18 protein-coding genes are annotated in these 22,229 nt (G+C 67.1%); 13 read left to right on the forward strand and 5 right to left on the reverse strand.

From position 1 onward, the window contains the following. The first annotated feature begins 84 nt into the window (after window positions 1-84). The 3 genes from AC1GI4_RS04315 to AC1GI4_RS04325 are packed head-to-tail and all read left to right on the forward strand — an operon-like array spanning window position 85 to window position 3,922. Entirely contained in the window at window positions 85-1,620 is a 1,536-nt protein-coding gene (locus AC1GI4_RS04315) for a DUF4153 domain-containing protein (RefSeq protein ID WP_479628692.1), read from the forward strand. Continuing rightward, window positions 1,617-2,339, forward strand: coding sequence for a response regulator transcription factor (locus AC1GI4_RS04320; RefSeq protein WP_479628693.1), 723 nt, complete (start codon window positions 1,617-1,619; stop codon window positions 2,337-2,339). Before AC1GI4_RS04315 ends, AC1GI4_RS04320 begins: the two co-directional genes overlap by 4 nt. Then, window positions 2,336-3,922, forward strand: a complete 1,587-nt coding sequence (locus AC1GI4_RS04325) for a sensor histidine kinase (protein ID WP_479628694.1) — start codon at window positions 2,336-2,338, stop codon at window positions 3,920-3,922. Before AC1GI4_RS04320 ends, AC1GI4_RS04325 begins: the two co-directional genes overlap by 4 nt. Here AC1GI4_RS04325 and AC1GI4_RS04330 read toward each other — a convergent pair. From AC1GI4_RS04330 to AC1GI4_RS04340, 3 genes are all read right to left on the reverse strand, one after another. Continuing rightward, window positions 3,913-5,529 carry a DUF5597 domain-containing protein gene (locus AC1GI4_RS04330; protein ID WP_479628695.1) on the reverse strand — a complete coding sequence of 539 codons (1,617 nt, stop codon included), beginning with the start codon at window positions 5,527-5,529 and terminating at the stop codon, window positions 3,913-3,915. The genes AC1GI4_RS04325 and AC1GI4_RS04330 overlap by 10 nt on opposite strands. A gap of 81 nt (window positions 5,530-5,610) precedes the next feature. Then, window positions 5,611-6,003: a hypothetical protein gene (locus tag AC1GI4_RS04335; protein ID WP_294275005.1), complete on the reverse strand. Its 393-nt coding sequence runs from the start codon at window positions 6,001-6,003 to the stop codon at window positions 5,611-5,613. Window positions 6,004-6,064: 61 nt separating this feature from the next. Next, on the reverse strand, window positions 6,065-6,520 hold the full coding sequence (locus AC1GI4_RS04340) for a hypothetical protein (protein ID WP_479630446.1): 456 nt from the start codon (window positions 6,518-6,520) through the stop codon (window positions 6,065-6,067). On the opposite strand from AC1GI4_RS04340, the gene paoA reads away from it, so the two are divergent. The 5 genes from paoA (at window position 6,474) to AC1GI4_RS04365 (ending at window position 14,722) form a co-directional block, all read left to right on the forward strand. Then, a complete protein-coding gene (gene paoA / locus AC1GI4_RS04345) occupies window positions 6,474-7,061 on the forward strand; it encodes an aldehyde dehydrogenase iron-sulfur subunit PaoA (RefSeq protein WP_479630348.1) in 588 nt (195 codons plus the stop codon). The genes AC1GI4_RS04340 and paoA overlap by 47 nt on opposite strands. Continuing rightward, the gene (locus tag AC1GI4_RS04350; protein ID WP_294275003.1) at window positions 7,058-8,008 is read left to right on the forward strand and encodes an FAD binding domain-containing protein; all 951 of its coding nucleotides are present in this window, start codon (window positions 7,058-7,060) and stop codon (window positions 8,006-8,008) included. The genes paoA and AC1GI4_RS04350 overlap by 4 nt, the downstream gene beginning before the upstream one ends. Beyond that, a complete protein-coding gene (gene paoC, locus AC1GI4_RS04355) occupies window positions 8,005-10,215 on the forward strand; it encodes an aldehyde oxidoreductase molybdenum-binding subunit PaoC (protein ID WP_479628696.1) in 2,211 nt (736 codons plus the stop codon). Before AC1GI4_RS04350 ends, paoC begins: the two co-directional genes overlap by 4 nt. Before the next feature lie 166 nt (window positions 10,216-10,381). Continuing rightward, entirely contained in the window at window positions 10,382-11,743 is a 1,362-nt protein-coding gene (locus AC1GI4_RS04360; protein WP_479628697.1) for a cation:proton antiporter, read from the forward strand. Window positions 11,744-12,253: 510 nt separating this feature from the next. Further along, a complete protein-coding gene (locus AC1GI4_RS04365) occupies window positions 12,254-14,722 on the forward strand; it encodes a glycoside hydrolase family 9 protein (protein WP_479628698.1) in 2,469 nt (822 codons plus the stop codon). On the opposite strand, the gene AC1GI4_RS04370 is transcribed toward AC1GI4_RS04365, so the two are convergent. Beyond that, the gene (locus tag AC1GI4_RS04370; RefSeq protein ID WP_479628699.1) at window positions 14,671-15,099 is read right to left on the reverse strand and encodes a hypothetical protein; all 429 of its coding nucleotides are present in this window, start codon (window positions 15,097-15,099) and stop codon (window positions 14,671-14,673) included. The two genes, AC1GI4_RS04365 and AC1GI4_RS04370, sit on opposite strands and share 52 nt — an antisense overlap. Window positions 15,100-15,268: 169 nt before the next feature. Between AC1GI4_RS04370 and AC1GI4_RS04375 the strand changes: the two genes are divergently transcribed. The 5 genes from AC1GI4_RS04375 (at window position 15,269) to AC1GI4_RS04395 (ending at window position 20,824) form a co-directional block, all read left to right on the forward strand. Beyond that, window positions 15,269-15,721, forward strand: a complete 453-nt coding sequence (locus tag AC1GI4_RS04375) for a MarR family winged helix-turn-helix transcriptional regulator (RefSeq protein WP_479628700.1) — start codon at window positions 15,269-15,271, stop codon at window positions 15,719-15,721. Next, entirely contained in the window at window positions 15,718-17,121 is a 1,404-nt protein-coding gene (locus AC1GI4_RS04380; protein ID WP_479628701.1) for an efflux transporter outer membrane subunit, read from the forward strand. Before AC1GI4_RS04375 ends, AC1GI4_RS04380 begins: the two co-directional genes overlap by 4 nt. Then, window positions 17,118-18,302 carry an EmrA/EmrK family multidrug efflux transporter periplasmic adaptor subunit gene (locus tag AC1GI4_RS04385; RefSeq protein ID WP_479628702.1) on the forward strand — a complete coding sequence of 395 codons (1,185 nt, stop codon included), beginning with the start codon at window positions 17,118-17,120 and terminating at the stop codon, window positions 18,300-18,302. Before AC1GI4_RS04380 ends, AC1GI4_RS04385 begins: the two co-directional genes overlap by 4 nt. Continuing rightward, complete coding sequence (locus tag AC1GI4_RS04390) at window positions 18,302-19,861, forward strand: DHA2 family efflux MFS transporter permease subunit (RefSeq protein WP_479628703.1); 1,560 nt, start codon at window positions 18,302-18,304, stop codon at window positions 19,859-19,861. Before AC1GI4_RS04385 ends, AC1GI4_RS04390 begins: the two co-directional genes overlap by 1 nt. A 162-nt stretch (window positions 19,862-20,023) precedes the next feature. Then, window positions 20,024-20,824 carry a ThuA domain-containing protein gene (locus AC1GI4_RS04395; RefSeq protein ID WP_479628704.1) on the forward strand — a complete coding sequence of 267 codons (801 nt, stop codon included), beginning with the start codon at window positions 20,024-20,026 and terminating at the stop codon, window positions 20,822-20,824. Here the strand turns inward: AC1GI4_RS04395 and AC1GI4_RS04400 are convergent, their stop codons facing one another. Further along, window positions 20,825-22,225 carry an L-serine ammonia-lyase gene (locus tag AC1GI4_RS04400; RefSeq protein WP_479628705.1) on the reverse strand — a complete coding sequence of 467 codons (1,401 nt, stop codon included), beginning with the start codon at window positions 22,223-22,225 and terminating at the stop codon, window positions 20,825-20,827. Window positions 22,226-22,229: the final 4 nt, after the last annotated feature.

Genomic DNA, 22,229 nt, shown 5'->3' on the forward strand with positions numbered 1-22,229 from the left:
CTGCTTTCGCGCGCGAATTGCGCCGATCCGACCCGCTGCCCTCCACCCGCCCCCGGCATAGCGGCCCGATCAAGGGAGACCGGCATGACGCCCAGGACATCGGGACCATTCACCTTTCGCTTCAAGCTGATCGGCGGCGCCGCGCTGATCGGACTGGCGCATCTGTTTTTCTATGGCGAAGAACCCGGATGGACGCTGGGCGGCTTTGCACTCGGCTGGACCATCGTCCTGCTGCTGACCCGCCCCGATGTCCGCGCCAGCCGATCGGCGCGGACGGCGATCGCGGCGGCGACGCTGTTCGGACTGATGCTGGTCGACGATCCGGGGCCGCTGAAGGTCCTGATGTTCCTGATCGCGATCGGCATGGCGACGCTGTTGCCGCTGCGCCGCTTCGACGATGCGATCCATGCGGCGGGGCGGCTGCTCATCCACGGCATCCTCAGCCTCGCCGCGCCGATACGCGACGCGGCGCGCCTGTCCCGGATAGAGCGGGGCCGCAGCGGGCCGAAACTGGTCGCGGCCGCCGCGATGCTGGTCGTGCCCGTGGTGGGCAGCGCGCTGTTCCTGGCCCTGTTCGCGCAGGCCAATCCGCTGATCGACGACACCTTTACCGCGATCCGCTTTCCCGACCTTCGGGACATATTGTGCCGATTGCTGTTCTCGGTGCCCTTCCTTCTGCTCACCTGGTCCAGCCTGCGGCCGCGCGGCACCCTGCTTACGCCCGGCATGGCTGGCCGGAATTCGTCGCCGCCGCTCCCGCCCCTGCGGCGCACGACGCTGATCCTGTCTCTGGTCGCGTTCAACCTGATCTTTGCGGTGCAGAACGGCCTCGACCTCGCCTTTTTGTGGAGCGGCGCGCCGTTGCCCCGGGGGGTGACGCTGGCGGACTATGCGCATCGCGGCGCCTACCCCCTGATCGTGACCGCGCTGCTGGCGGGCGGGTTTGTTCTGTACGCCGCCGGGTCCGAAGACACGCCGGTGCTGCGCCGCCTCGTCACGCTCTGGATCGCGCAGAACGTGCTGCTGGTCGCCTCCAGCATCCTGCGGACGATCGACTATATCGCGGTCTACTCGCTGACCCCGTGGCGGATCGCGGCATTGGCCTGGATGGCCCTGGTCGCCGTTGGCTTGGTGCTGATCCTCTGGCGGATGTGGCGAGGGCTATCGGCCCGCTGGCTGGTCAACGCCAATGCGCTGGCGGCGGGCGTGGTGCTGACCGCAGGATGTGCGAGCGACCTCGGTGCGATCTCGGCCAGCTGGAATGTGGCGCACGCCCGCACCGCCAGGGATATCGACCTCTGCTACCTCGAACGAACGGGTCCGGCGGCGCTGTTGCCGTTGATCGCGCTGGAGCGCCGCGCCGCCGGGCCGATCCTCCGCGAACGCACCGGCTATGTCATCGGCCAGGTGGCCACGGACCTGATCCGCGAGCAGGCCGATTGGCATAGCTGGACCTGGCGCGGCGCACGGCGACTGGCCGCTGCCCGCGGCCGGATCGGATCCCGCACCGAGCGACGCTATGAACGCCAGTGCGGCGGCGCGCCCTTCCCGCCGCCGTCGCCGTCGCTGCCCACGCCCACGCCCACGCCCACGCCCGTTGACGCAGGACGCCGCCCATGATCCTGTGCCCCATGCCCCGCACGATCCTGGTCGCCGATGATGATCCCAATATCCGCCAACTGCTCGTCTTCGCGCTCGGCAAGGCGGGGCTGGACACGATCGAGGCGGCGGACGGAGAGACGGCCCTGACCGAGGTCGCCGCGCACCATCCCGACCTCGTCGTGCTGGACATCAACATGCCGCGCATGGACGGGCTGGAGGTGTGTCGCCGCCTGCGCAGCCAGGGCGAGACGCCGATCCTGTTCCTGTCGTCGCGCGACGACGAGATCGACCGGGTGCTGGGGATCGAGCTGGGTGCGGACGATTATGTCGTGAAGCCCTTCTCCCCGCGCGAGGTGGTGGCGCGGGTCATGGCGATCCTGCGCCGCACCCATGCCCATCCGCCCAGTGTCGAAAATGCGGGCGTCATGATCCGGCAGGCACGACTGTGCCTCGACATCGAAGGGTGGCAGGCGCGCTGGGGGGACGTCGAGGTGCCGCTGACCGTCACCGAATTCTCGATCCTGCGCACGCTGGCGGTGATGCCGGGCAAGGTGTTCAGCCGCGACGCGATCATCGACCGGCTGCACGGGCCGGGCTTTGCGGTGACTGACCGGACGATCGACAGTCATATCCGCAACCTGCGCGCCAAATTCGCCGAGCATGGCGGGAGCGATGTGATCGAGACGCGCCCTGGCATCGGCTATCGGCTGGGGGCGTGCAGCGGCGGGGCAGCGTGATCGCACCCCTCAAGACATGGGCCAAGCGCCGCTGGCCGCGCCTGTCGTTGCGCACCTATCTGTTCGCCAGTTTCTTCCTCGTCGCCGCACTGCCCGGCGTCGGCGCGGTCGGCTTGCGCGTCTATGAGAACACACTGGTCCGCCAGACCGAGGCGGAACTGGTCGCGCAAGGCGCCGCTCTCGCCGCCAGCGCCGCCGCCTTGTGGCCGGAGGCGCCACCGGGGCGGAGCGTGGCGGATAGGCCAGCCGAGCCGTCAAACCCCTATGGCCCGGCCCCGGCGACCGCCGTCGACCTCAGCGCCACCCCGATCCTGCCCGAACGCCCCCTGCCCCGTCCTGCATCCCCACCAACCCGCGATGCGGAAGACGCCGCCACACGCCTGACCCCCGTTCTGGCTGCCACACGGCAAGCGACGCTGGCTTCGATCATCCTGCTCGACCGGGACGGGCGGATCGTCAGCGGTTCGACGCGGCAGGGAAGCTATGCCGCCCTGCCCGAGGTCGCCGCCGCGCTGACCGGCACGCCGCGCACCGTGCTGCGCCGGGATGCGCGCTACAAGGCGATCTATCGTTTCGACTGGTTGTCACGGGCGGCGGCGACGCGGGTTCATTATGCCCGGCCGATAATGGTGAACGGCCGGGTGGTCGGCGTCCTGCTGCTGTCGCGCTCGGCGCGGTCGCTGTTCGTCGGGCTGTATCAGGACTGGGGCAAGATCGTCATCGGCGTGCTGTCCATCCTGGGCACGCTGATCCTGCTGTCGGGCCTGTTGTCACGCGGTATCGCCCGCCCGATCGAGGAGTTGCAGGACGCCGCGCGCGACGTCGCCGCCGGGCGCGGCACGGTGCCCGCCATCCCCGCGACGGCAGCGATCGAGATACAGGATCTCTACCGCGACTTCGCCGTCATGGCGCAGGCGATCGAGGCGCGCTCGCTCTATCTGCGCAACTTCGCCCATGCGGTCAGCCATGAGTTCAAGACGCCGCTGACCGGCATTCGCGGCGCGATCGAGCTGTTGCAGGATCACGGAGCCGCCATGTCGGCGGAGGAGCGCGACCGCTTCCTCGCCAATGCCGATGCCGATGCGGAGCGGCTGACCCTGCTCGTCTCGCGCCTGCTCGATCTGGCGCGGGCGGACATGAGCGTCATGGCGGCGGATCGATCCTGCGATGTCGTCGCGATCGCCGCCAAGCTCGCCGATGCGCATCGCACCCGCCGCATCGTGGTTCACGTCGAGGCGAAGGACTTGGCCCTCCCCGCCGGGATCGCCCCCGAAACGCTGGAGGCGGTGCTGACCACGCTGATCGAGAATGGCGTCCAGGCAGGCGCCGACTCGATCACCCTCTGCATCGAGGCGGGCGACCCCATCGCCATCACCGTCGCCGACAATGGTAGCGGCATCCCGCCCGGCGACCGGGGCCGCATCTTCGAGCCCTTCTTCACTTCGCGCCGGACCAGCGGCGGCACCGGCCTGGGCCTGTCGATCGCGCGCGCGCTGCTGGCGGGTTCGGGCGGCACGCTCACCCTGGCGGAAGCGCGCCGGGGCACCGCGATGCGGCTGACCCTGCCCCCGGTTCAGCGATAGCGGCCCATGACGACCTTCAGCACGACCGGACGGTCGATCAGGTTGATGCCGTAATCGGTCTGGTCGCCGTTCCACACCCGGTCCATCACCCAGCGACCGTCGGTGAAATGCCCTTCCTCGACCCGGACGATCATCGCTCTGGGGTCGGGCGTCGCCGGCTCGAAGCGGACGCGGACATGGTCGCCGGTCATCAGAAACGCATCGCGCGACAGTTGCACGACCGCCATGCCGCCGACCGGCTCCGCCTTCCACGGCGCAGGCTCGGACTTCAGCCAACTCCAGCTCTTCTCGCCGAACTGCCACTGGCCGAACTCCGCGCGGATACGCCAGTCGCCCAGAACGCCCTCCCGATCGCTGCCGTCATCGGGCCTGGCGGTGCCCCAGCTCGGATGCTCGAACGCCGCCTTGGCCCAGTCGCGCATCACGCCGCCGATGGCGGCATAGGGTCCGGCGAACGCGTCGAGCGTTGCGGCATCCAGCGCCTTGGCCCCGAGCGGATAGTTGAAGAAGCCCGTGTCATCCATGCCGAACGGCGCAAAGCCGATCGCCCCGCGCCCCAGCGCCTCGTAGAAATAGCGGGCGAACTCACGCGCATTGCCGATCTCGGGCACCAGCAGTGGATTGTCGGGCCGGGCATAGGCCTTCAGGTATGCGACAACATTGGCGCTCGCCCGATCATAGATGTCGGGCGCCTCGGCCTCGATCGAGGGGGCCGCAACCTTCCAGATGTCGAGCACGTCCTGCTGCGGCCCGCCGCTTGCCACGCCGTCGGGATCGGGCACGTTGGACGGCCCCGCAAGGGCTGCGTTGACGTACATGGGCAGCGGCTTGACCGCCTTGCCTGCCGCGACGATCTCTTCGATGTAGCGCGCCGTATACCAGGTGTTGAACGCGCGGTCGGCCTGCGTGCCGAACACCGCCCGCCAAGTGCCGGATGGCTTGCCCAGCCTGCGGGTCAGCGCTTCGGGCACGGCGGCGTCGAACAGAGTCTGCGCCGCCGCCGAATAGTCGCGCGGGTTGCGATAGCTGCCGACCTCATTCTCGGGCTGGACCATGATGACCGTGTTCTGCGGATCATGCTGCTTCAGATAGGCCATCAACCGGACGAAGGCGCGCTTGTCCGCCTCCAGCGTGGTGCGCGCCATCGGGGTCAGCGCATAATGATCCTTCCCGTCGCGCGTCTTCATCCGGGGAAAGCGGCGATTGTCGAGCTTGACCCAGTCAGGGGTATAGCCCGGCGAGGTGTTCTTCCACGTCGCGAACCACAGCAGTACGACGCGTTTGTCATGCGCACGCGCCTGGTCGAGCAAGGTCTGGACGAAGGTGAAGTCGAACCGCCCCTCCTCCGGCTCGATCTGCTGCCAGGCGACGGGGATTTCGATCGTGTTGGCATGGATGCGGTCCAGCACCGGCCAGACCTGCGGCAGCGCGGCGGCGTAGTTGCTGGAGTTGTTGACCTGCGCGCCCAGCATCAGGAAGGGGCGGCCATCGACGATCAGTGCGTGGCGACCGTCCTTGCCAACGATCTTCGGCACCGCCGTCGTCTGCGCGGCCAGCGGACTCGCCAGCCCCAGCGCCAAGACGGCGATTCCCTTTGCCAGGCGCATCACATCCTCCCCATCCGCGATTATCGGCCCCAGGCTGTGCACCGGACGGTACGGGCGATCAACGCCTATCGAACCGGCCGCTCAAACCGCCCGACCGGAAGCGCGCGATACCCCGTCCGATGGGCAGAGCGTCGGTGCGGCCAGGCGGTAATCGGCGGCCATCCGCATGATTTCGGATGAGGTGAAGTCGCGGTCATAGCGCCCCGCATCCTCTTCTTCCTGTTCACGCCAGTCGCCCATTTCCGCCATCCGAACCGGCCGATAGGCGACCAGACCGATCCAATGGGCGAGCAACACGTCCAGTTCGCGCAAGCCGTTCGCCGTAACCCGCGCCCGGACATAGCGATGCCGACCGGACAAGGCGGACGCCTCGACGATCCAGAGCGGTGCGATCCGCCGTTCCAGCACGGCAATGCCCGTCATCAGCGCGCCATAGGTCCGGGCCCGCTCCGCCGCATCGATCGGCCGCGGCATTATCGGCGATCCATCCGGCGCCAATACCAACGTCGCAACCAGCGGCCCAGCAATCGGCCGATCACGAGCACGCGTCCGTCAGACAGGAAAAATAGCTCACCCTGATGGCTCCGTCGCGACAAGCGGGAGCACAAGGGTCTCTCAGCCGCCAGCGCTTGCGTTCGTCAAACCGGCGATGCTTCATGCTACCACGCCAGGGCTGCGGCGTCTTCGCAATTCTGCTGTCTTCGTCCTTGGCGATCGCCAGCCCGGCAATTTTATCCCATGATATTTTTGTCCCGCCACAAAAGCGGGTGAAATGCGTTATGAACGAAATGTCAGCTTGCGACGTCGGCGTCAGCGCCCGATCGACCGCAACCGGAATAGCATCCGGGGGCTGGACAGGGTGCAAGGGAGCCGGGACAGTGGCGGATAGCAGTGAATTTACCGTGTCGCGACGCGGCGTGATCGTCGGGGGGGCGGCCTCCGCGATGGCGGCGTCGGCCCCGGCCGAAGCGCAGAGCAGAAGGAGCACCATGCCCGCCGATCCCCCCGCCATGCCCGTCACGCTGAAGGTCAACGGCAAGGCGCAGACCCTGTCGCTCGATCCACGCACCACCCTGCTCGACACGCTTCGCGAACATCTCCACCTGACCGGCACCAAGAAGGGCTGCGACCATGGCCAGTGCGGCGCATGCACCGTGCTGGTCAACGGAGAGCGGATCAACAGCTGCCTGTCATTGGCGCTCCAGCATGACGGCGACAGCATCACCACGATCGAGGGACTGGGCACGCCCGAGAAGCTCCACCCGATGCAGGCCGCCTTCGTGCGCCACGACGGATATCAGTGCGGATATTGCACGCCGGGCCAGATCTGCTCGGCGGTGGCGGTCCTCGACGAGATCAAGCGCGGCGTGCCCAGCCATGTCCAGGCCGACCTGACCGCCAGGCCCCAGGCATCGGGCCTCGAGATGCGCGAGCGGATGAGCGGCAATATCTGCCGCTGCGGCGCCTATTCCAACATTGCCGATGCGATGACAGAGGTCGCAGGGGTCGCAAGCAAGGAGATGGGGGCATGAAGCCCTTCACCTATGAACGCGCGAAGGACGCGGTATCGGCGGCGCGGGCGGCGACCAAGCCGGGTGCCAAGTTTCTTGCGGGCGGCACCAACCTGCTCGACCTGATGAAGATCGAGGTCGAAACGCCGACCCATCTGATCGACGTGCAGGACCTGAAGCTCGACCGGATCGAAAAGACGAAGGACGGCGGCCTGCGCATCGGCGCCTTCGTGACCAACACGGCCCTGTCCGCCGACGAGCGGGTGCGGCGCGATTACGGCGTCCTGTCCCGCGCGATCGTCGCCGGAGCGAGCGGACAGCTTCGCAACAAGGCGACGACGGCGGGCAACCTGCTCCAGCGGACGCGCTGCCCCTATTTCTACGACACCAACATGGCCTGCAACAAACGCAGGCCCGGCAGCGGATGCAGCGCGATCGGCGGCTATTCGCGCCAGCTGGCGGTGGTGGGGTCCAGCGACCATTGCATCGCCACCAACCCCAGTGACATGAATGTCGCGATGCGGGTGCTGGACGCGGTGGTCGAGACGGTGAACCCGGACGGCCGGACCCGCGCCATCCCCATCGCGGACTTCCACCGCCTGCCCGGCGATACGCCGCATATCGAAACGGCGCTCCAGCCCGGCGAGCTCATCACCGCCGTCACCCTGCCCCGCCCGGTCGGCGGCACGCATATCTATGAAAAGGTACGCGACCGCGCTTCCTATGCCTTCGCGCTCGTGTCGGTGGCGGCCATCGTCCAGAAGGACGGCTCGGGCCGGGTCGCGGTCGGCGGCGTCGCGCACAAGCCCTGGCGGGTCGAGGCGGCCGAGGCCGCGATGCCACAAGGGGCCAAGGCGGTGACGGCGACCCTGCTCGCCGACGCCCGGCCCACCAAGGACAACGAATATAAGGTGCCGCTCGTCGAACGGACGCTGGCGGCGGCCATCAGCCAGGCGAGGACCGCATGAAATTCACCGAGCCAGCCGGTACCAACCCCATCGACCGCATGACCGTGGTCGGCCGACCGCAGGACCGGATCGACGGCCCGCGAAAGACGACCGGCACCGCGCCCTATGCCTATGAACGCCATGCCGAGGCCCCAGATGCCGCCTATGGCTGGATCATCGGGGCCGCCATTGCCAAGGGGCGCATTCGATCGATGAACCTCGACGATGCGCGCGGTGCGCCGGGCGTGCTGGGCATCGTCACCGCCGCCGAGGCAGGCAAGTTGAACAAGGGCAATTTCAACACGGTCAAGCTGCTCGGCGGGCCGGAGATCGACCATTATCACCAGGCGATCGCCATCGTCGTCGCCGAGACGTTCGAGCAGGCACGCGCCGCCGCCGGGCTGGTGCAGATCGACTATGAGCGCGCCAAAGGCCAATTCGATCTGGACGAGGCGTTGAAGACCGCGCCGCTGACCGGCGGTGAAGAGGGCAAGCCGGGCAAGGAAGACCGGACGGGCTCGTTCGAGAGCGCCTTCAGCGCCGCGCCGGTGCAGCTTGATGCGACCTATACCACCCCCGATCACAGCCATGCGATGATGGAACCCTTCGCCTCGATCGCGATCTGGAAGGGTGATGAACTGACCGTCTGGACGTCGAACCAGATGATCGCCTGGGGGCGCGGCGACCTCGCCAAGACGTTGGGCATGCCGAAGGAGAAGGTACGCCTGGTCTCGCCTTATGTCGGCGGCGGTTTCGGCGGGAAGCTGTTCCTGCGCGCCGATGCCGTGATGGCGGCGCTGGGCGCGAAGGCGGTCGGGCGGCCGGTCAAGGTCGCGATGCAGCGGCCGCTGATGGCGAACAACTCGACCCATCGTCCGGCGACGAGCCAGCGCATCCGTATCGGCGCGACCAAGGACGGCGCGATCCAGGCGATCGCGCATGAAAGCGGATCGGGCGACCAGCCCGGCGGCGGACCCGAGACGGCGGTCAACCAGACCAAGCTGCTCTATGCCGGTCCCAACCGCCTGACCTCGATGCGCCTTGCCGTCCTGAACCTGCCGGAGGGCAACGCGATGCGCGCGCCGGGCGAGGCGCCCGGTATGATGGCGCTGGAAATCGCGATGGACGAGATGGCGGAGAAACTGGGCATGGACCCGGTCGCCTTCCGCGTGAAGAACGACACCCAGGTCGATCCCGAAAAGCCCGACCGCCAATTCTCGCAGCGCCAGCTCGTCCGCTGCCTGGAGGAGGGGGCGCAACGTTTCGGCTGGAACCAACGCAATGCCAAGCCTGCCCAGACCCGCGACGGCCGCTGGCTGGTCGGTATGGGCGTCGCCGCCGCTTTCCGCAACCACATGAACATGAAGTCGGGCGCGCGGGTCACGCTGAACAAGGACGGCCGGGTCGTGGTCGAGACCGACATGACCGATATCGGCACCGGCAGCTATACGATCATCGCCCAGACCGCCGCCGAGATGATGGGCGTGCCGATGAGCGCGGTCGACGTCCGGCTGGGCGACAGCGACTATCCGGTGTCAGCGGGTTCGGGCGGCCAGTTCGGCGCGGCCAATGCGACGGCGGGCGTCTATGCGGCCTGCGTCAAGCTGCGTGAGGCGGTGGCCCAGCGGCTGGGCTCCAACTCGGCCGAGTTGAACTTCGCCGATGGTCAGGTGACGGGCGGCAACCGATCGGTCGCCCTTCGCGATGCGGCCTCAGCGGGACCGCTGACCGCCGAGGACCGGATCGAGTTCGGCACTCTCGACAAGACCTATCAGCTGTCGACCTTCGGTGCGCATTTCGTCGAGGTCGGGGTCGATGCCTATACCGGCGTCACGCGGCTTCGCCGGATGCTCGCGGTCTGCGCGGCCGGGCGTATCCTCAACCCCAAGGCGGCGCGCAGCCAGATGATCGGCGCGATGACCATGGGCGTCGGCTCGGCGCTGATGGAGGAACTGGCGGTCGACAAACGGTTCGGCTTCTTCGTCAACCACGACCTGGCGGGCTATGAAGTGCCGGTTCATGCCGACATTCCGCATCAGGAGGTCGTCTTTCTGGAGGAAGCCGATGACAAGGCCAATCCGATGAAGGCCAAGGGCGTCGGTGAACTGGGCCTGTGCGGCGTCGGCGCTGCGGTGGCCAACGCGGTCTATAATGCGACGGGTGTCCGTATTCGTGACTATCCGCTGACGCTGGAAAAGCATCTCGACCGGCTGCCCACTATCGCCTGAGCGGTATTTCATGCGCCCGGCCCCGGCCGCGACATGACGTCGCGGCCGGGGCGAGATTGGCGACAGGCACCGTCAATCCATCGGACTTCCCCCCGATCCCGTTGCAATATAGGGCAATACCGCACTGGCCGGATCGAAGCGGCCGGGCATGGGGGGATAGGCGCGGATGAACGACGCGATCGACAGTTTCTGGACGACCTTCACCGGCATCCTGGCGCCCCATGGCCCGGCAAGTACCGGAGCCGCCGCGACCTATGTGCCGGGCGACTACAGCATCCACTTCTTCCTGCAGCTGGCGGTGATCCTGTTCGCATGCCGCATCGTCAGCTGGGCGGGGCAGCGCTTCCTGGCCCAGCCGCCGGTGGTGGGCGAGATGATCGCCGGGGTTCTGCTGGGGCCATCGCTGCTTGGCCTGTTCTTTCCGGATCTGCAGGCCGCGATCTTTCCCAAGGAAACCCGCAACGTCCTCTATGCCGGATCGCAGCTCGGCGTGGCGCTCTACATGTTTCTGGTCGGCCTGACGCTGCGCATCGATCACTTCCGGTCGAAGGCGCGCAGCGCCATGGCGGTGTCGGCGTCGGGCGTCATCGCGCCGTTCCTGATCGCGGCGGCGATCACGCCCTTTCTATTGCAGGTGCCCGGCCTGTTCACCGCCGGGATCAGCCAGGCCAATGCGACGCTGTTCATGGGCGCCTGCATCGCCCTGACCGCCTTTCCGATGCTCGCCCGGATCATCAACGAGCGGGGACTGGCGGACAGCCCGCTCGGCACGCTGTCGCTGGCAGCAGGAGCGTTTGACGACGCCGCATCATGGTGCGTGCTGGCGATCGTGCTGGCGACCTTCGGCGGGGGTAGCGGGGTGGCCATCCTCGCGATCGGGGGGGCGTTCCTCTATGTCGGCTTCCTGATCCTGTTCGCCCGTCGACTGCTGGCGCCGCTAGGCCGTGCGGTCGAAGCGAAGGGCGAGATGAGCACGACGGTGCTGGCGATCACGCTGATGGCCTTTTGCGTGTCGGCCTTCATCATGGATGCGATCGGCGTGCACGGCATTTTCGGCGGCTTTATCCTGGGCGTGTTCATGCCGCGCGGCCTGTTCGTCACCGAGTTGAAGAAGAAGGTCGAGCCGCTAGCGGTCGTCCTGCTGCTGCCGATGTTCTTCACCTATTCAGGGCTGAACACGCGGATGGACATGGTCAATTCGGTCTCGCTGCTGCTGATCGCGCTGGGCATCCTGGCCGTATCGATCGCCGCCAAGTTCGGCGCCTGCTATCTGGCGGCACGGGCCTGCGGCGAGGACAACCGCACCGCGATGGGGATCGGCGCGCTGATGAACTCGCGCGGGCTGATGGAACTCATCATCATCAACATCGGCCTGCAAAAGGGAATCATCGGCCCCACCCTCTTCTCGATGCTAGTCCTGATGGCGATCGTCACCACCATGATGGCCAGCCCGCTGTTCGAATATGTCTATGGCCGCAAGGCGCGGGTGTTGGGCGAGATGGAAACCCTGAACGGGGTCAAGGTCTGATCGATCGGAGGTCATCGTCTCGGTCGGGTCAATCGGATCCAGTCTGGGATCGGGCCGCCTATCGTGCTTCGCTGGCGATGGATCTCAATCGGTCAGCCCAACGTCCAGTTTATCAAGCCGGCGGCGGACGAGCCAGGCCCGGCCCAGCCGCGCTACAAGACCCATAAACAAGCGCTAACCAGGCAGCCTTTTTAAAACCACTGGGCCTTTATGTGAGCGTTATAAAATCGAGCTGTTGGTGGGAGCCAAGGAGCTGTCGGCTTGCAGCGCTTGCCCCGCCTTCAAAACATGCCACACATTTAATCACGATTTTTTCGTTGTTTAATATCGAAGCCTGGCACAGATTGCGCGCAAGGTGAGAGCGGCAAACGCTTCGCCCCGCGTTTCGGACATGGACGTCGGCCTGACCATTGCCCGCCCTGTCCACCGCTAAAAATGATAGCGCTATCTATATCAGGAGAGGTTATGCGGATAGGAATGGGTGCCGCCTTGCTGGCGTCGGCAAGCATCATGACATCGGCCATGGCCGCCCCGTTGCAAACGGGAGCGCAAGGCTCGGCATCCGCGCTCGCCGTCACGCCCGCCGAGACGCTGGAGCGGCAAGGCCTGACCGTGATGGTCGACCAGAACCAGTTCAGCCCGATCTTCTTCGACGAAAAGAATGCCGGGATTCAGATCGTCCTGCATGGGGAACGGATCGCCACCGACGGTGCTGTACGGCTCAATCCCACGCCCGAGCAATGGGACCCCGTTCCGGCCTTTGTCAGCCGTACGCGCGGGACCGAGCCCAACCAGATCATCGTCCGATCCGCCTATAAGGACCAGAAGCTCGCCTATCGGGTAAAGGTGACGGCGGAAGGCGACGGCTTTCGCATCGCGGTCGACCTCGACCAGCCGCTGCCTGCCGCGCTTGTCGGCAAGGCGGGGTTCAATCTCGATTTCCTGCCGACGCGCTATTTCGGCAAGACCTATCTGATGGATAGTGCGCCGGGTCTGTTCCCGCGCCATCCCACCGGCCCGATGGCCAGGGACGGATCGGGCGACCCCATGCCGCTGGCTTCGGGCGGCAAGTCGATCACCTTGTCACCGGAGGACCCGCTGACCCGCGTGACGATCACCTCGGATGCGGGTGGCCTGGCGCTGTATGACGCGCGCAACCGGGCGCAGAATGGCTGGTTCGTCGTCCGCTCGCTGATCGCGGCCGGGGCCACGGAGAATGCCGTCGTCTGGCATGTCCGCCCCAATGTCGTGAAGGACTGGGTACGCCCGCCGGTCGTCTCGTTCAACCAGGCGGGCTATACGCCGGGCCGGTCGAAGGTCGCGCTGATCGAAACCGATCCGCACGGCACCGCGCCGGGCGAGGCGGAACTGGTCCGGCTTGCCGCCGACGGCACGCGCCAGTCGGTGTTGCGCAGCGCCGTCATTCCGCGGGGGCGCTGGATGCGGTATAATTATGCCGCGTTCGACTTCTCGCAGGTCCGCGAGCCGGGCATCTATGCGATCGCCTATGGCGGCCAGGTCACCAATCCGTTCCGTATCGCCGCCGACGCCTATGACCACATCTGGCAGACCTCGCTCGACACCTTCATCGCCGAGCAGATGGATCATGTCGGCATTCGCGAGCAGTACCGCGTCTGGTCCGCGCCCTCCCACCTCGACGACGCGCGCCAGGCCCCGCCCGACCATGTCCATTTCGATGGTTACAAGATGGGCCCGAACCTCGACTCGCCGTTCAAGCCCGGCGAGCATATCCCCGGCCTGAATGTCGGCGGGTTTCAGGATGCGGGCGACTATGACATCCAGACACCGCAAAATGCGCAGGTGGTCCGCGATCTCGCCTGGGGTCGCGAACTCTATGGCCTCGATTGGGACGAGACGAGCGTGGACGAGGCCGCCCGCGCGGTCGAGATCCGCAAGCCCGATGGCAAGCAGGACGCGGTGCAGCAGATCCGCCACGGCGTCCTGCAGTTGCTCGCCCAGTATAAGGTGTTCGGCCATGCGATCGTCGGCATCATCGATCCGGTGCAGCGCCAATATGCCCATCTGGGCGATGCGGGGTCGCAGACCGACAATCTGACCTATGACGCCTCGCTTGGCGTCAATGAGCGCAAGGGTGGGTCGTCGGGCGCGCAGGACGATCGCTGGGCGTTCACCACCGATCTGCCCGCCAACAATCTGGCGATGGCGGGTGCACTCGCGGCGGCATCGCGCGCGTTGTCGGACAGCGACCCGAACATGGCGGCCGAGGCCTGGGACGCCGCCAAGGTCCTATGGGGACGCTATCAGAAGGGGCCGATCAAGTCGGGCGACGGCCGCGACGACTCCGGTACGCCCTGGTCGGCGGACGGCGCCAATGTCGGTGCGACCGTCGAGATGCTCATCACCAGCAAGGGCGAGCGCGTCTATGCCGATCGCCTGCGCGCGCTGATGCCCGTCATCGCGAAGAATTTCGCCTGGGTCCGCGCGCCAGCGGTGCGCGCCATTCCGTTCATGGACGCCCAATACCGCGCCGCGCTGGTCCCGCTCGTCCGGCAGGCCAAGGTGAAGATGGATGCGGAGGCCGCCAAAAACCCCTTCGGCGTGCCGATCAGCGAGGGCAACTGGGCCGGTTCGCATCAGGTCGTCGAGTTCGGATCGACCGCCTTCCTGATGCACAAGGCGTTCCCGGAGATCATCGACACCGACTACACGCTGAACGCGATCGACTATGTGCTGGGACGGCATCCGGCGAACAATCTTTCGCTGGTCTCGACGGTGGGCACCGCGTCCAAGCTGATCGGCTATGGCCACAACCGCGCCGATTACGGCTTCATCCCCGGCGGGCTGGTGCCGGGCGTTCTGATCGTGAAGCCGGACTTCCCCGAGTTGAAGACCGACTGGCCGTTTCTGTGGTTCGAGAATGAATATACGGTCGCGACGACCTCGGCCTATATCCTGGCCGCGAATGCCGCAATCGAGGCGACGAAGGAAGAGCGCTGACCGATAGCGGGGCGAGACGTCACGGCCTCGCCCCGCCTGCCCTCAATAATCGAAGCGCAGCGTCGCCATGATGCTGCGCGGGGCAGCGAGAAGGCCTGCCGGTATTTCAGCGTACCCCGATATTTGGCGTTCGTCACGTTGCGCAGGTTCACGCTGGCGCGGACATGGTCGACCACGCGCAGGCTGCCCAACAGGTCGAACGTGGCAAAGGCGTCCTGCCCCACCGGGATGGCCTCGCCTGCGGCGGTGACGGCACCGCTATTGGTGCTGATCCGGCTCAAATAGCGAAACTGGCCGGCCAGCTTCAGGTCGCGGGTATCGGCCTGCTGCAACCGGGGCGTATCGGCGACCTGCAGCGCGCGGAAGCTGGGCGTCATTGTTCCTCCACTGATACGCCCGAGCACGGCCCGGTGTGCTTTCGCATGGCCACCAATGCAACGATAGTGACAACCAATTGCATTTTCTTCGCCGATGATGATGCATGAAATTCATGTCATGATCGCAACGAGAATTGACTGCCCAGGCAACCATTGCCATGGCAGCGACATGACGTCCGACAACCCAGACCCTTTCAATCCCGAACGCTCGGTCGGCTATCTCACCAAGCGCGTATTCCAGCTTGCCCGGATCGGCCTGGAGCCGGTCTTCGCCGATGAGGAAGTCACCCATGTCCAGTGGAGCGCGCTGATGGCGCTGCAATATGGCGTCGGCGGCACCGCGGCCGAACTCGCCCGCCACCTGTGCCACGACACGGGCGCCACGACCCGCATCGTCGATATGCTGGAGGAGCGTGGCCTGATCGAGCGCTGCCGCTGCACCGAGGATCGCCGGGTCGTCCGCCTGTCGCTGACCGAAGCGGGCCATGCCATTTCCGATCGCTGCAAGGCCAAGGTGTTCGCCCAGTGGAACGAGTGGCTGGCCGACTGGTCGCCGCAGGAGATCGAACGGTTCGTCGGCGATTTGCTTCGCCTGCGCAACAAGCTGGAGACGGTGGCATGAAGCGTTTCGCATGTCTGACCGGGTTGCTGCTCGCGAGCTGTTCGGTGCCGCAGGCGCATCCCGCCATCACCCCCACCGCCCCTGAAAAGCTGGGTCTGGGAACGGCGCAGGCGCCGCTGGTCGCCGCCGACTGGTGGCGGGGCTTGGGCGATCCGCAGCTCGATCGGATCGTCGGCGACGCGTTGGCGGGCAACCCTTCGCTCGACATCGCGCTGGCCCGGTTGCGGCAGGCCGAGTCGGTGCTGGCCACCCGCCGCGCCGATGACGGCCCGTCGGTATCACTCGACGCTCAGGAACAGTATAATCGGCTGTCGGGGAAGTACATCATCCCGCCGCCCTATGCGGGGACGACCCAGTGGCTGGGGCAGGCGCAGGCCAATCTGAACTGGACGATCGACCTGTTCGGGCGACAGGCCGCCGCGATCGAGGCCGCCCGCGCCTCGACGCGCGCCGCTGCGCTTGACGTGACGGCCGCTCGGCTGGCCTTGGCCGGGTCGGTCGCGCAGACCTATGTCGAACTGGCCCGCGCCGAGCGACAGGCCGCGATCGCGCGCCAGACGATCGCGACCCGCACCCGCTCGCTGGGGCTGGTTCAGGCGCGGATCCGGCACCAGCTGGCCAGCCAGATCGACGCATCCGGCGCGCGGACGCTGCTCGCTCAGGCGCGGGTGGCATTGGCCCGGGCCGAGACGCAAGCCGCGCTGTCCCGCAATGCCCTGGCGGCGCTGGCCGGTCGCGGCCTCGACTATCCCGCGACCATCGCGCCGACGAAGCTGGCCTTCGACGCCGCTTTGCCCATCCCCGCCACCGTGCCCGCCGACCTGCTGTCGCGGCGCCCGGACATCGCCGCCGCGCTCGCCCGGATCGATGCCGCGAGCAAGGGGCAGGAGGTTGCGCGCAAGGCGTTCCTGCCCAATATCAACCTGACCGCGCTGGCCGGTTTCCAGGCCGTCGGGCTGGGCAATCTGTTCACCGCCGATGCGGCGGCCGCCGCGGCGGGTCCGGCGATCCATCTGCCGATCTTCGACAGCGGACGGCTGCGCGCCGGACTGGCGGGCGCGACCGCCGCGCTCGATCTGGCGACGGCCGACTATAACAACCGTGTCGTGGGTGCCGTCCGTGAGGCGGCCGATGCAGTCACGCGCAGCCGCACCATCGCCACCGAACGCGCCCGCCAAGCCGAGGTGACGCGTGGCCTGTCCGAAACCCGCCGCCTGAACGCCATTCGCGTGTCGAGCGGGCTGCAATCGCAACTCGGCCTGATCGATCCCGACATCCGCCAGCTGGAGTCGGATCAGGCCGACGCCAATCTCGCCGCCGACGCCGTCCAGGCGCGCATCGCGCTGGCCGTCGCCCTTGGGGGCGGCTTCTCCTCTTCTTCGCAGGGTATCACGCAATGAGCGACACCGAAGCCGCCACCCCCTCCCCCGCCGCTCCGACCACGCAAGCCCCGAACGGCGGCAAGCCGAAGGCGCGCAAGCTCGGCCTGACCATCCTGGTCGTCGTTGTCGTGATCGCCGCCATCGTCTGGGCGGTGTTCCACTTCCTGCTCGCCAAGCCCGAAGAAGAGACCGACGACGCCTATGTCGCGGGCGACGTGGTGGCGATCACCGCGCGCGATCCGGGACAGGTCCTGGCCATCCATGCCGACAATACCCAGACGGTGAAGGCGGGCCAGCCGCTGATCGATCTCGACCCCGCGACCGCCGATGTCGGCGTCGCCTCCGCCGCCGCCGAGCTGGCCCGCGCGGTGCGCGCGACCCGCGCCGACTTCACCAAGGTCAACCAGAGCGGTGCCGCCATCGTCCAGGCCCAGGCCGAACTGACACGCGCCCGCGCCGACTATGCCCGCCGCCAGGGCGCCGCCGGCGAGGGAGCGGTGTCCGGCGAGGAACTGTCGCACGCCGCCGATGCGGTGAAGGTCGCGAACGCCAACCTCGCCCTCGCCCGCGCCCAGGCGGCGCAGGCCCGTACCGCAGTCCAGGGCACGGACGTAGACACCAACCCCGCCGTGATGGCGGCCATCGCCGCCTATCGCCGCGCCGCCATCACGCGCAGCCACATGCACGTCGTCGCACCCATCGGCGGCGTCGTCGCCCAGCGCACGGTCCAGGTGGGGCAACAGGTCGCGGCGGGCACGCCGTTGATGGCGGTCGTCCCGCTCGACCGGCTGTGGGTCGACGCCAACTTCCGCGAGACCCAGCTCAAGGACCTACGCATCGGCCAGCCCGCGACGATCACCGCCGACATCTATGGCGGCAAGATCGTCTATCACGGCAAGGTCGTCGGCCTTGGCGCGGGCAGCGGCAACGCCTTTGCGCTGCTGCCGCCGCAAAATGCCAGCGGCAACTGGATCAAGATCGTCCAGCGCGTGCCGGTACGCATCGGCCTGAACGCCAATGAGCTGCGCCAGAACCCGTTACGCGTCGGTCTGTCGGCGACGGTGACGGTTGATACCGCCGACCAGAACGGCCCGCGCATCGGCACCGCCGCGACCCAGGTCGACAGCACCAGCGGCACCGATGGCAAGGATCCGGCGATCGAGGCCCGTATCGCACAGATCATCGCGGCCAACCGCTGATGGCCGGGGCCCCCGCTCAGGCGGGCGCGGGGGAAGGCCCCGCCCCGCTGAAAGGCGCCTCGCTGGCGCTGATCGCCTTCGCACTGGCGCTCGGCACGTTCATGCAGGTGCTGGACTCGACGATCGCCAATGTCTCGCTGCCCACCATCGCGGGCAATCTGGGCGTCAGCTCGGACAACTCGACCTGGGTCGTCACCGCCTTTGCCGTCGCCAACGGCGTGGCGGTGCCACTGACCGGCTGGCTGATGGGCAAGTTCGGCGTGGTGCGGACCTTCTGCGTCTCGGTCTTCCTGTTCACGGTCGCCTCCTTCCTGTGCGGGATAGCCTGGAACCTGTCCTCGCTGATCGGCTTCCGCATCCTGCAGGGCGCGGTGTCGGGGCCGATGATCCCGGGCAGCCAGGCGCTGCTGATCTCGATCTTCCCGCCGCAGAAGCGATCGACCGCGCTCGGCATCTGGTCGATGACCACGCTGGTCGCGCCGATCATGGGGCCGATCCTGGGCGGGTACATCTCCGACAATTATCACTGGAGCTGGATTTTCCTCATCAACGTGCCGGTCGGCCTGTTCTGCGCAGGCGTATGCTGGCGCGGACTTTCCGACCGAGAGACGCCGACCCGCAACCTGCCGATCGACAAGGTCGGGCTTATCATGCTGGTCGTCTGGGTCGGCGCGCTGCAGATGATGCTGGACCTCGGCAAGAATGACGACTGGTTCCACTCGACCCGGATCGTCGTGATGACGGTGATCGCCATCGTCGGCTTTATCGCCTGGCTGATCTGGGAGCTGACCGACGCCAACCCGGCGGTCGACCTGTCGCTGTTCAAGGGGCGCAACTTCAGCATCGGGACACTCGCCTTTTGCCTGGGCTACGCGGTGTTCTTCGCCAACACGCTGCTGCTGCCGCTCTGGCTCCAGACGCAACTGGGCTATACCGCGACCTGGGCGGGTCTGGTCGCGGCACCCAGCGGGGCGGTGGCGGTGGTGCTGACCCCCATCGTCGCGCGGCTGTCGGGCAAGGTCGATGCGCGGATCATGGCGACGATCGCCTTTGCGGCGTTCGGGGTATCCTATTGGATGCGCTCGGGGCTGAATACGCAGGCCAGCTTCAGCGATTTCGTCCTGCCGCTGATGGTGCAGGGTATCGCGATGAGCACCTTCTTCCTCGCCATGCTGACCATCGCGCTGGACGGCGTGCCGCAGGCGCGCATCCCCTCGGCGACCGGCATCTCGAATTTCGCGCGCATCACGGCGGGCAGTTTCGCCGCGTCGCTGACCACGACCATGTGGGACCGGCGCGAGGCGATGCACCAGGCCCATCTGTCCGAAGCGATCGGCCAGGGTCCGGTGTGGCAGATGGCGCGGAACGGCCTGAACCATCTGGGCCTGACCGACGTCCAGGCCGCCGCCGCCGTCACGCGGCAGATGGTTGGGCAGGCCTATCTGCTTGCCTCGACCGACATCTTCTATGTCTCGGCATGGTTGTGCATCGTGCTGGCGGCGCTGACTTGGTTCACCCGGCGACCCAAACCGCATGACGGCCCCATCGCGGCGGATTGACGACGATCCTCCCCGGCACGGGGAGGTGGCAGGCCGCAAGGCCTGACGGAGGGGGGCATCCGTAAGGGACGCCCGATATGGAAAGCCCCCTCCACCATGCTGCGCATGGTCCCCCTCCCCGTGCCGGGGAGGATTTGCTACGCTCCCCGAAAAGGGAGACGGATGATGCTGAAAACACTGGTGATGATGGCGCTCGTCGCCGTGGCACAGGCGCCATCCGATCCGCATCTGCCGCCCAAGGTGGTCGACACCGTCGCCCCCACCCTCCCCGCCGGCCTGAAGCGGGGCGTGCTGATCGTCTCCAAGACCAATGGCTGGCGGCACTTCGAGCATATCCCGCATTCCAATGTCGTGCTGGCCGATATCGCCAAAGCGCTCCACCGCCCCAGCTTCACCACCGAGAATGCCGCGGTCTTCAACGACGACCAGCTATCCCATTTCTCGGTGGTGGTCCTGAACAGCGCCAGCGGCGATTTCCTCACGCCCGAGCAGCAGGCCGCCTTCGCCCGTTTCGTCGCGCGCGGCGGCGGGGTGGTCGCGCTTCATGCGGCGGGCGACAACAGCCACAAGGCGCCTTGGTATGTCGACACGATCATCGGCACGACCTTCACGGGCCACCCCAACGGCGAAGACCATATCCAGCCCGCCCGTGTCGAGATTATGCAACCCCGCCATCCGATCATGGCGGGCGTGCGGACTCCGTGGGTCCCGCGCGACGAATGGTACAGCTTCGACCGCAACCCCGCGACGCGCGGCATGACGATCCTGGCGCAGGTGGACGAGGCCAGCTACCGCCCCGGCGATACGCTCCGCATGGGGGCCGCGCATCCCGTCATGTGGATCAATCCACGCGCGAAGGGCCGGGTCTTCTATTCCGCGCTGGGGCATGAGCCGCAGCTTTACGACGCCCCCGATTACCGCCGCATCCTGACCAACGCGGTGCGCTGGGCCGCGGGGACGTAATCAGCACTCGACGACGTTGACCGCCAGACCGCCGAGGCTGGTTTCCTTATACTGCGACTTCATATCCTCGCCGGTCTGACGCATCGTCTCGATCACCTGGTCCAGGCTGACGATGTGCTTGCCGTCGCCGTGCAGCGCCAGATAGGCGGCGTTGATCGCCTTGATCGCCCCCATGGTGTTGCGCTCGATGCACGGGATTTGGACCAGCCCGGCGATCGGATCGCAGGTCAGGCCGAGATTATGCTCCATGCCGATCTCGGCCGCATTCTCGACCTGCGCCGGGGAGCCGCCCAGGGCCGCCGCCAGCCCCGCCGCCGCCATCGAGCAGGCAACGCCGACCTCGCCCTGGCACCCCATCTCAGCCGCCGAAATGGACGCCCGCTTCTTGTACAGCATCCCCACCGCCGCCGCCGTCAGCAAGAGCGTGCGCACCCCGTCGCGCGTCGCACCATGGACGAAGGTTTCGTAGTAACGCAGCACCGCCGGGATGACACCCGCCGCGCCATTGGTCGGCGCGGTGACGACCCGGCCGCCCGCCGCATTCTCCTCATTGACCGCCAATGCCCAAAGGCTGACCCATTCGAACACCAGGCTGGGATCGCTGCGCGGGCCCCGGTCGAGCAGCTTCTGCTTGATCGCCTGTGCGCGCCGCTGAACCTTCAACCCGCCGGGCAGGATACCCGAAGCCGCACAGCCGCGCTCGATCGAAGCGCACATGGCGTCGCGCACCCGGTCCAGGAACGCATCGGTTTCACCATCCTCCCGCCACGCCGCCTCGTTGGCGCGGACGATCTGGGCGATCGACAGGCTGGTCTCGTCGGTGCGCTCCAGCAATTCGGCGCCCGAGGCGAAGGGATGCGCCAGCCTGCGGTTCGTGCGCATCGGCTCGGCACCCTCCATGCGGATCGCGCCGCCGCCGATCGAATAGAAGCGGCGGACGACCGAACTGCCGTCGGGCAGGAAAGCGGTGAAGACCATGCCGTTGGGATGCGCGGGCAGGAAGCCGGGTCGGAACAGCAAATCCTGTTCGGGATCGAAGGGCAGCGGGTGACGGCCGTCCAGCATCAGCTGGCGAGTCTCGGCGATCGTCGCCAGCAATCCCTCGATCGCATCGGGATCGACCCGCTCGGGCGTCTCGCCCGCCAGCCCCAGCAAGACTGCCCGGTCGCTGTGATGTCCCCGCCCGGTCAGCGAAAGCGAGCCGAACAGCTCCGCCTGCACCCGATCGGGGATCAGGCCGGTATCCAGCATCTCGACCGCAAAAGCCTTGGCCGCCCGCATCGGGCCGACGGTGTGCGAGCTGGAAGGGCCGATGCCGATCGTGAACAGCTCGGTCACGCTGACCGCGGCGATGCTGTCCTCGCTGCGCGGTGTGCCGACGGGAATGGCGGAGAGGGTCAAGATC

The organism is Sphingomonas sp. 77B, assembly GCF_056497825.1.

Coding starts and splice junctions, on each gene's coding strand:
- AC1GI4_RS04315 (WP_479628692.1), top strand. CDS start 85: ATGACGCCCAGGACATCGGGACCATTCACCTTTCGCTTCAAGCTGATC.
- AC1GI4_RS04320 (WP_479628693.1), top strand. CDS start 1,617: ATGATCCTGTGCCCCATGCCCCGCACGATCCTGGTCGCCGATGATGAT.
- AC1GI4_RS04330 (WP_479628695.1), bottom strand. CDS start 5,529: ATGCGCCTGGCAAAGGGAATCGCCGTCTTGGCGCTGGGGCTGGCGAGT.
- AC1GI4_RS04335 (WP_294275005.1), bottom strand. CDS start 6,003: ATGCCGCGGCCGATCGATGCGGCGGAGCGGGCCCGGACCTATGGCGCG.
- paoA (WP_479630348.1), top strand. CDS start 6,474: ATGGCGGCGTCGGCCCCGGCCGAAGCGCAGAGCAGAAGGAGCACCATG.
- AC1GI4_RS04340 (WP_479630446.1), bottom strand. CDS start 6,520: ATGGTGCTCCTTCTGCTCTGCGCTTCGGCCGGGGCCGACGCCGCCATC.
- AC1GI4_RS04350 (WP_294275003.1), top strand. CDS start 7,058: ATGAAGCCCTTCACCTATGAACGCGCGAAGGACGCGGTATCGGCGGCG.
- paoC (WP_479628696.1), top strand. CDS start 8,005: ATGAAATTCACCGAGCCAGCCGGTACCAACCCCATCGACCGCATGACC.
- AC1GI4_RS04360 (WP_479628697.1), top strand. CDS start 10,382: ATGAACGACGCGATCGACAGTTTCTGGACGACCTTCACCGGCATCCTG.
- AC1GI4_RS04365 (WP_479628698.1), top strand. CDS start 12,254: ATGACATCGGCCATGGCCGCCCCGTTGCAAACGGGAGCGCAAGGCTCG.
- AC1GI4_RS04370 (WP_479628699.1), bottom strand. CDS start 15,099: ATGACGCCCAGCTTCCGCGCGCTGCAGGTCGCCGATACGCCCCGGTTG.
- AC1GI4_RS04375 (WP_479628700.1), top strand. CDS start 15,269: ATGACGTCCGACAACCCAGACCCTTTCAATCCCGAACGCTCGGTCGGC.
- AC1GI4_RS04380 (WP_479628701.1), top strand. CDS start 15,718: ATGAAGCGTTTCGCATGTCTGACCGGGTTGCTGCTCGCGAGCTGTTCG.
- AC1GI4_RS04385 (WP_479628702.1), top strand. CDS start 17,118: ATGAGCGACACCGAAGCCGCCACCCCCTCCCCCGCCGCTCCGACCACG.
- AC1GI4_RS04390 (WP_479628703.1), top strand. CDS start 18,302: ATGGCCGGGGCCCCCGCTCAGGCGGGCGCGGGGGAAGGCCCCGCCCCG.
- AC1GI4_RS04395 (WP_479628704.1), top strand. CDS start 20,024: ATGATGCTGAAAACACTGGTGATGATGGCGCTCGTCGCCGTGGCACAG.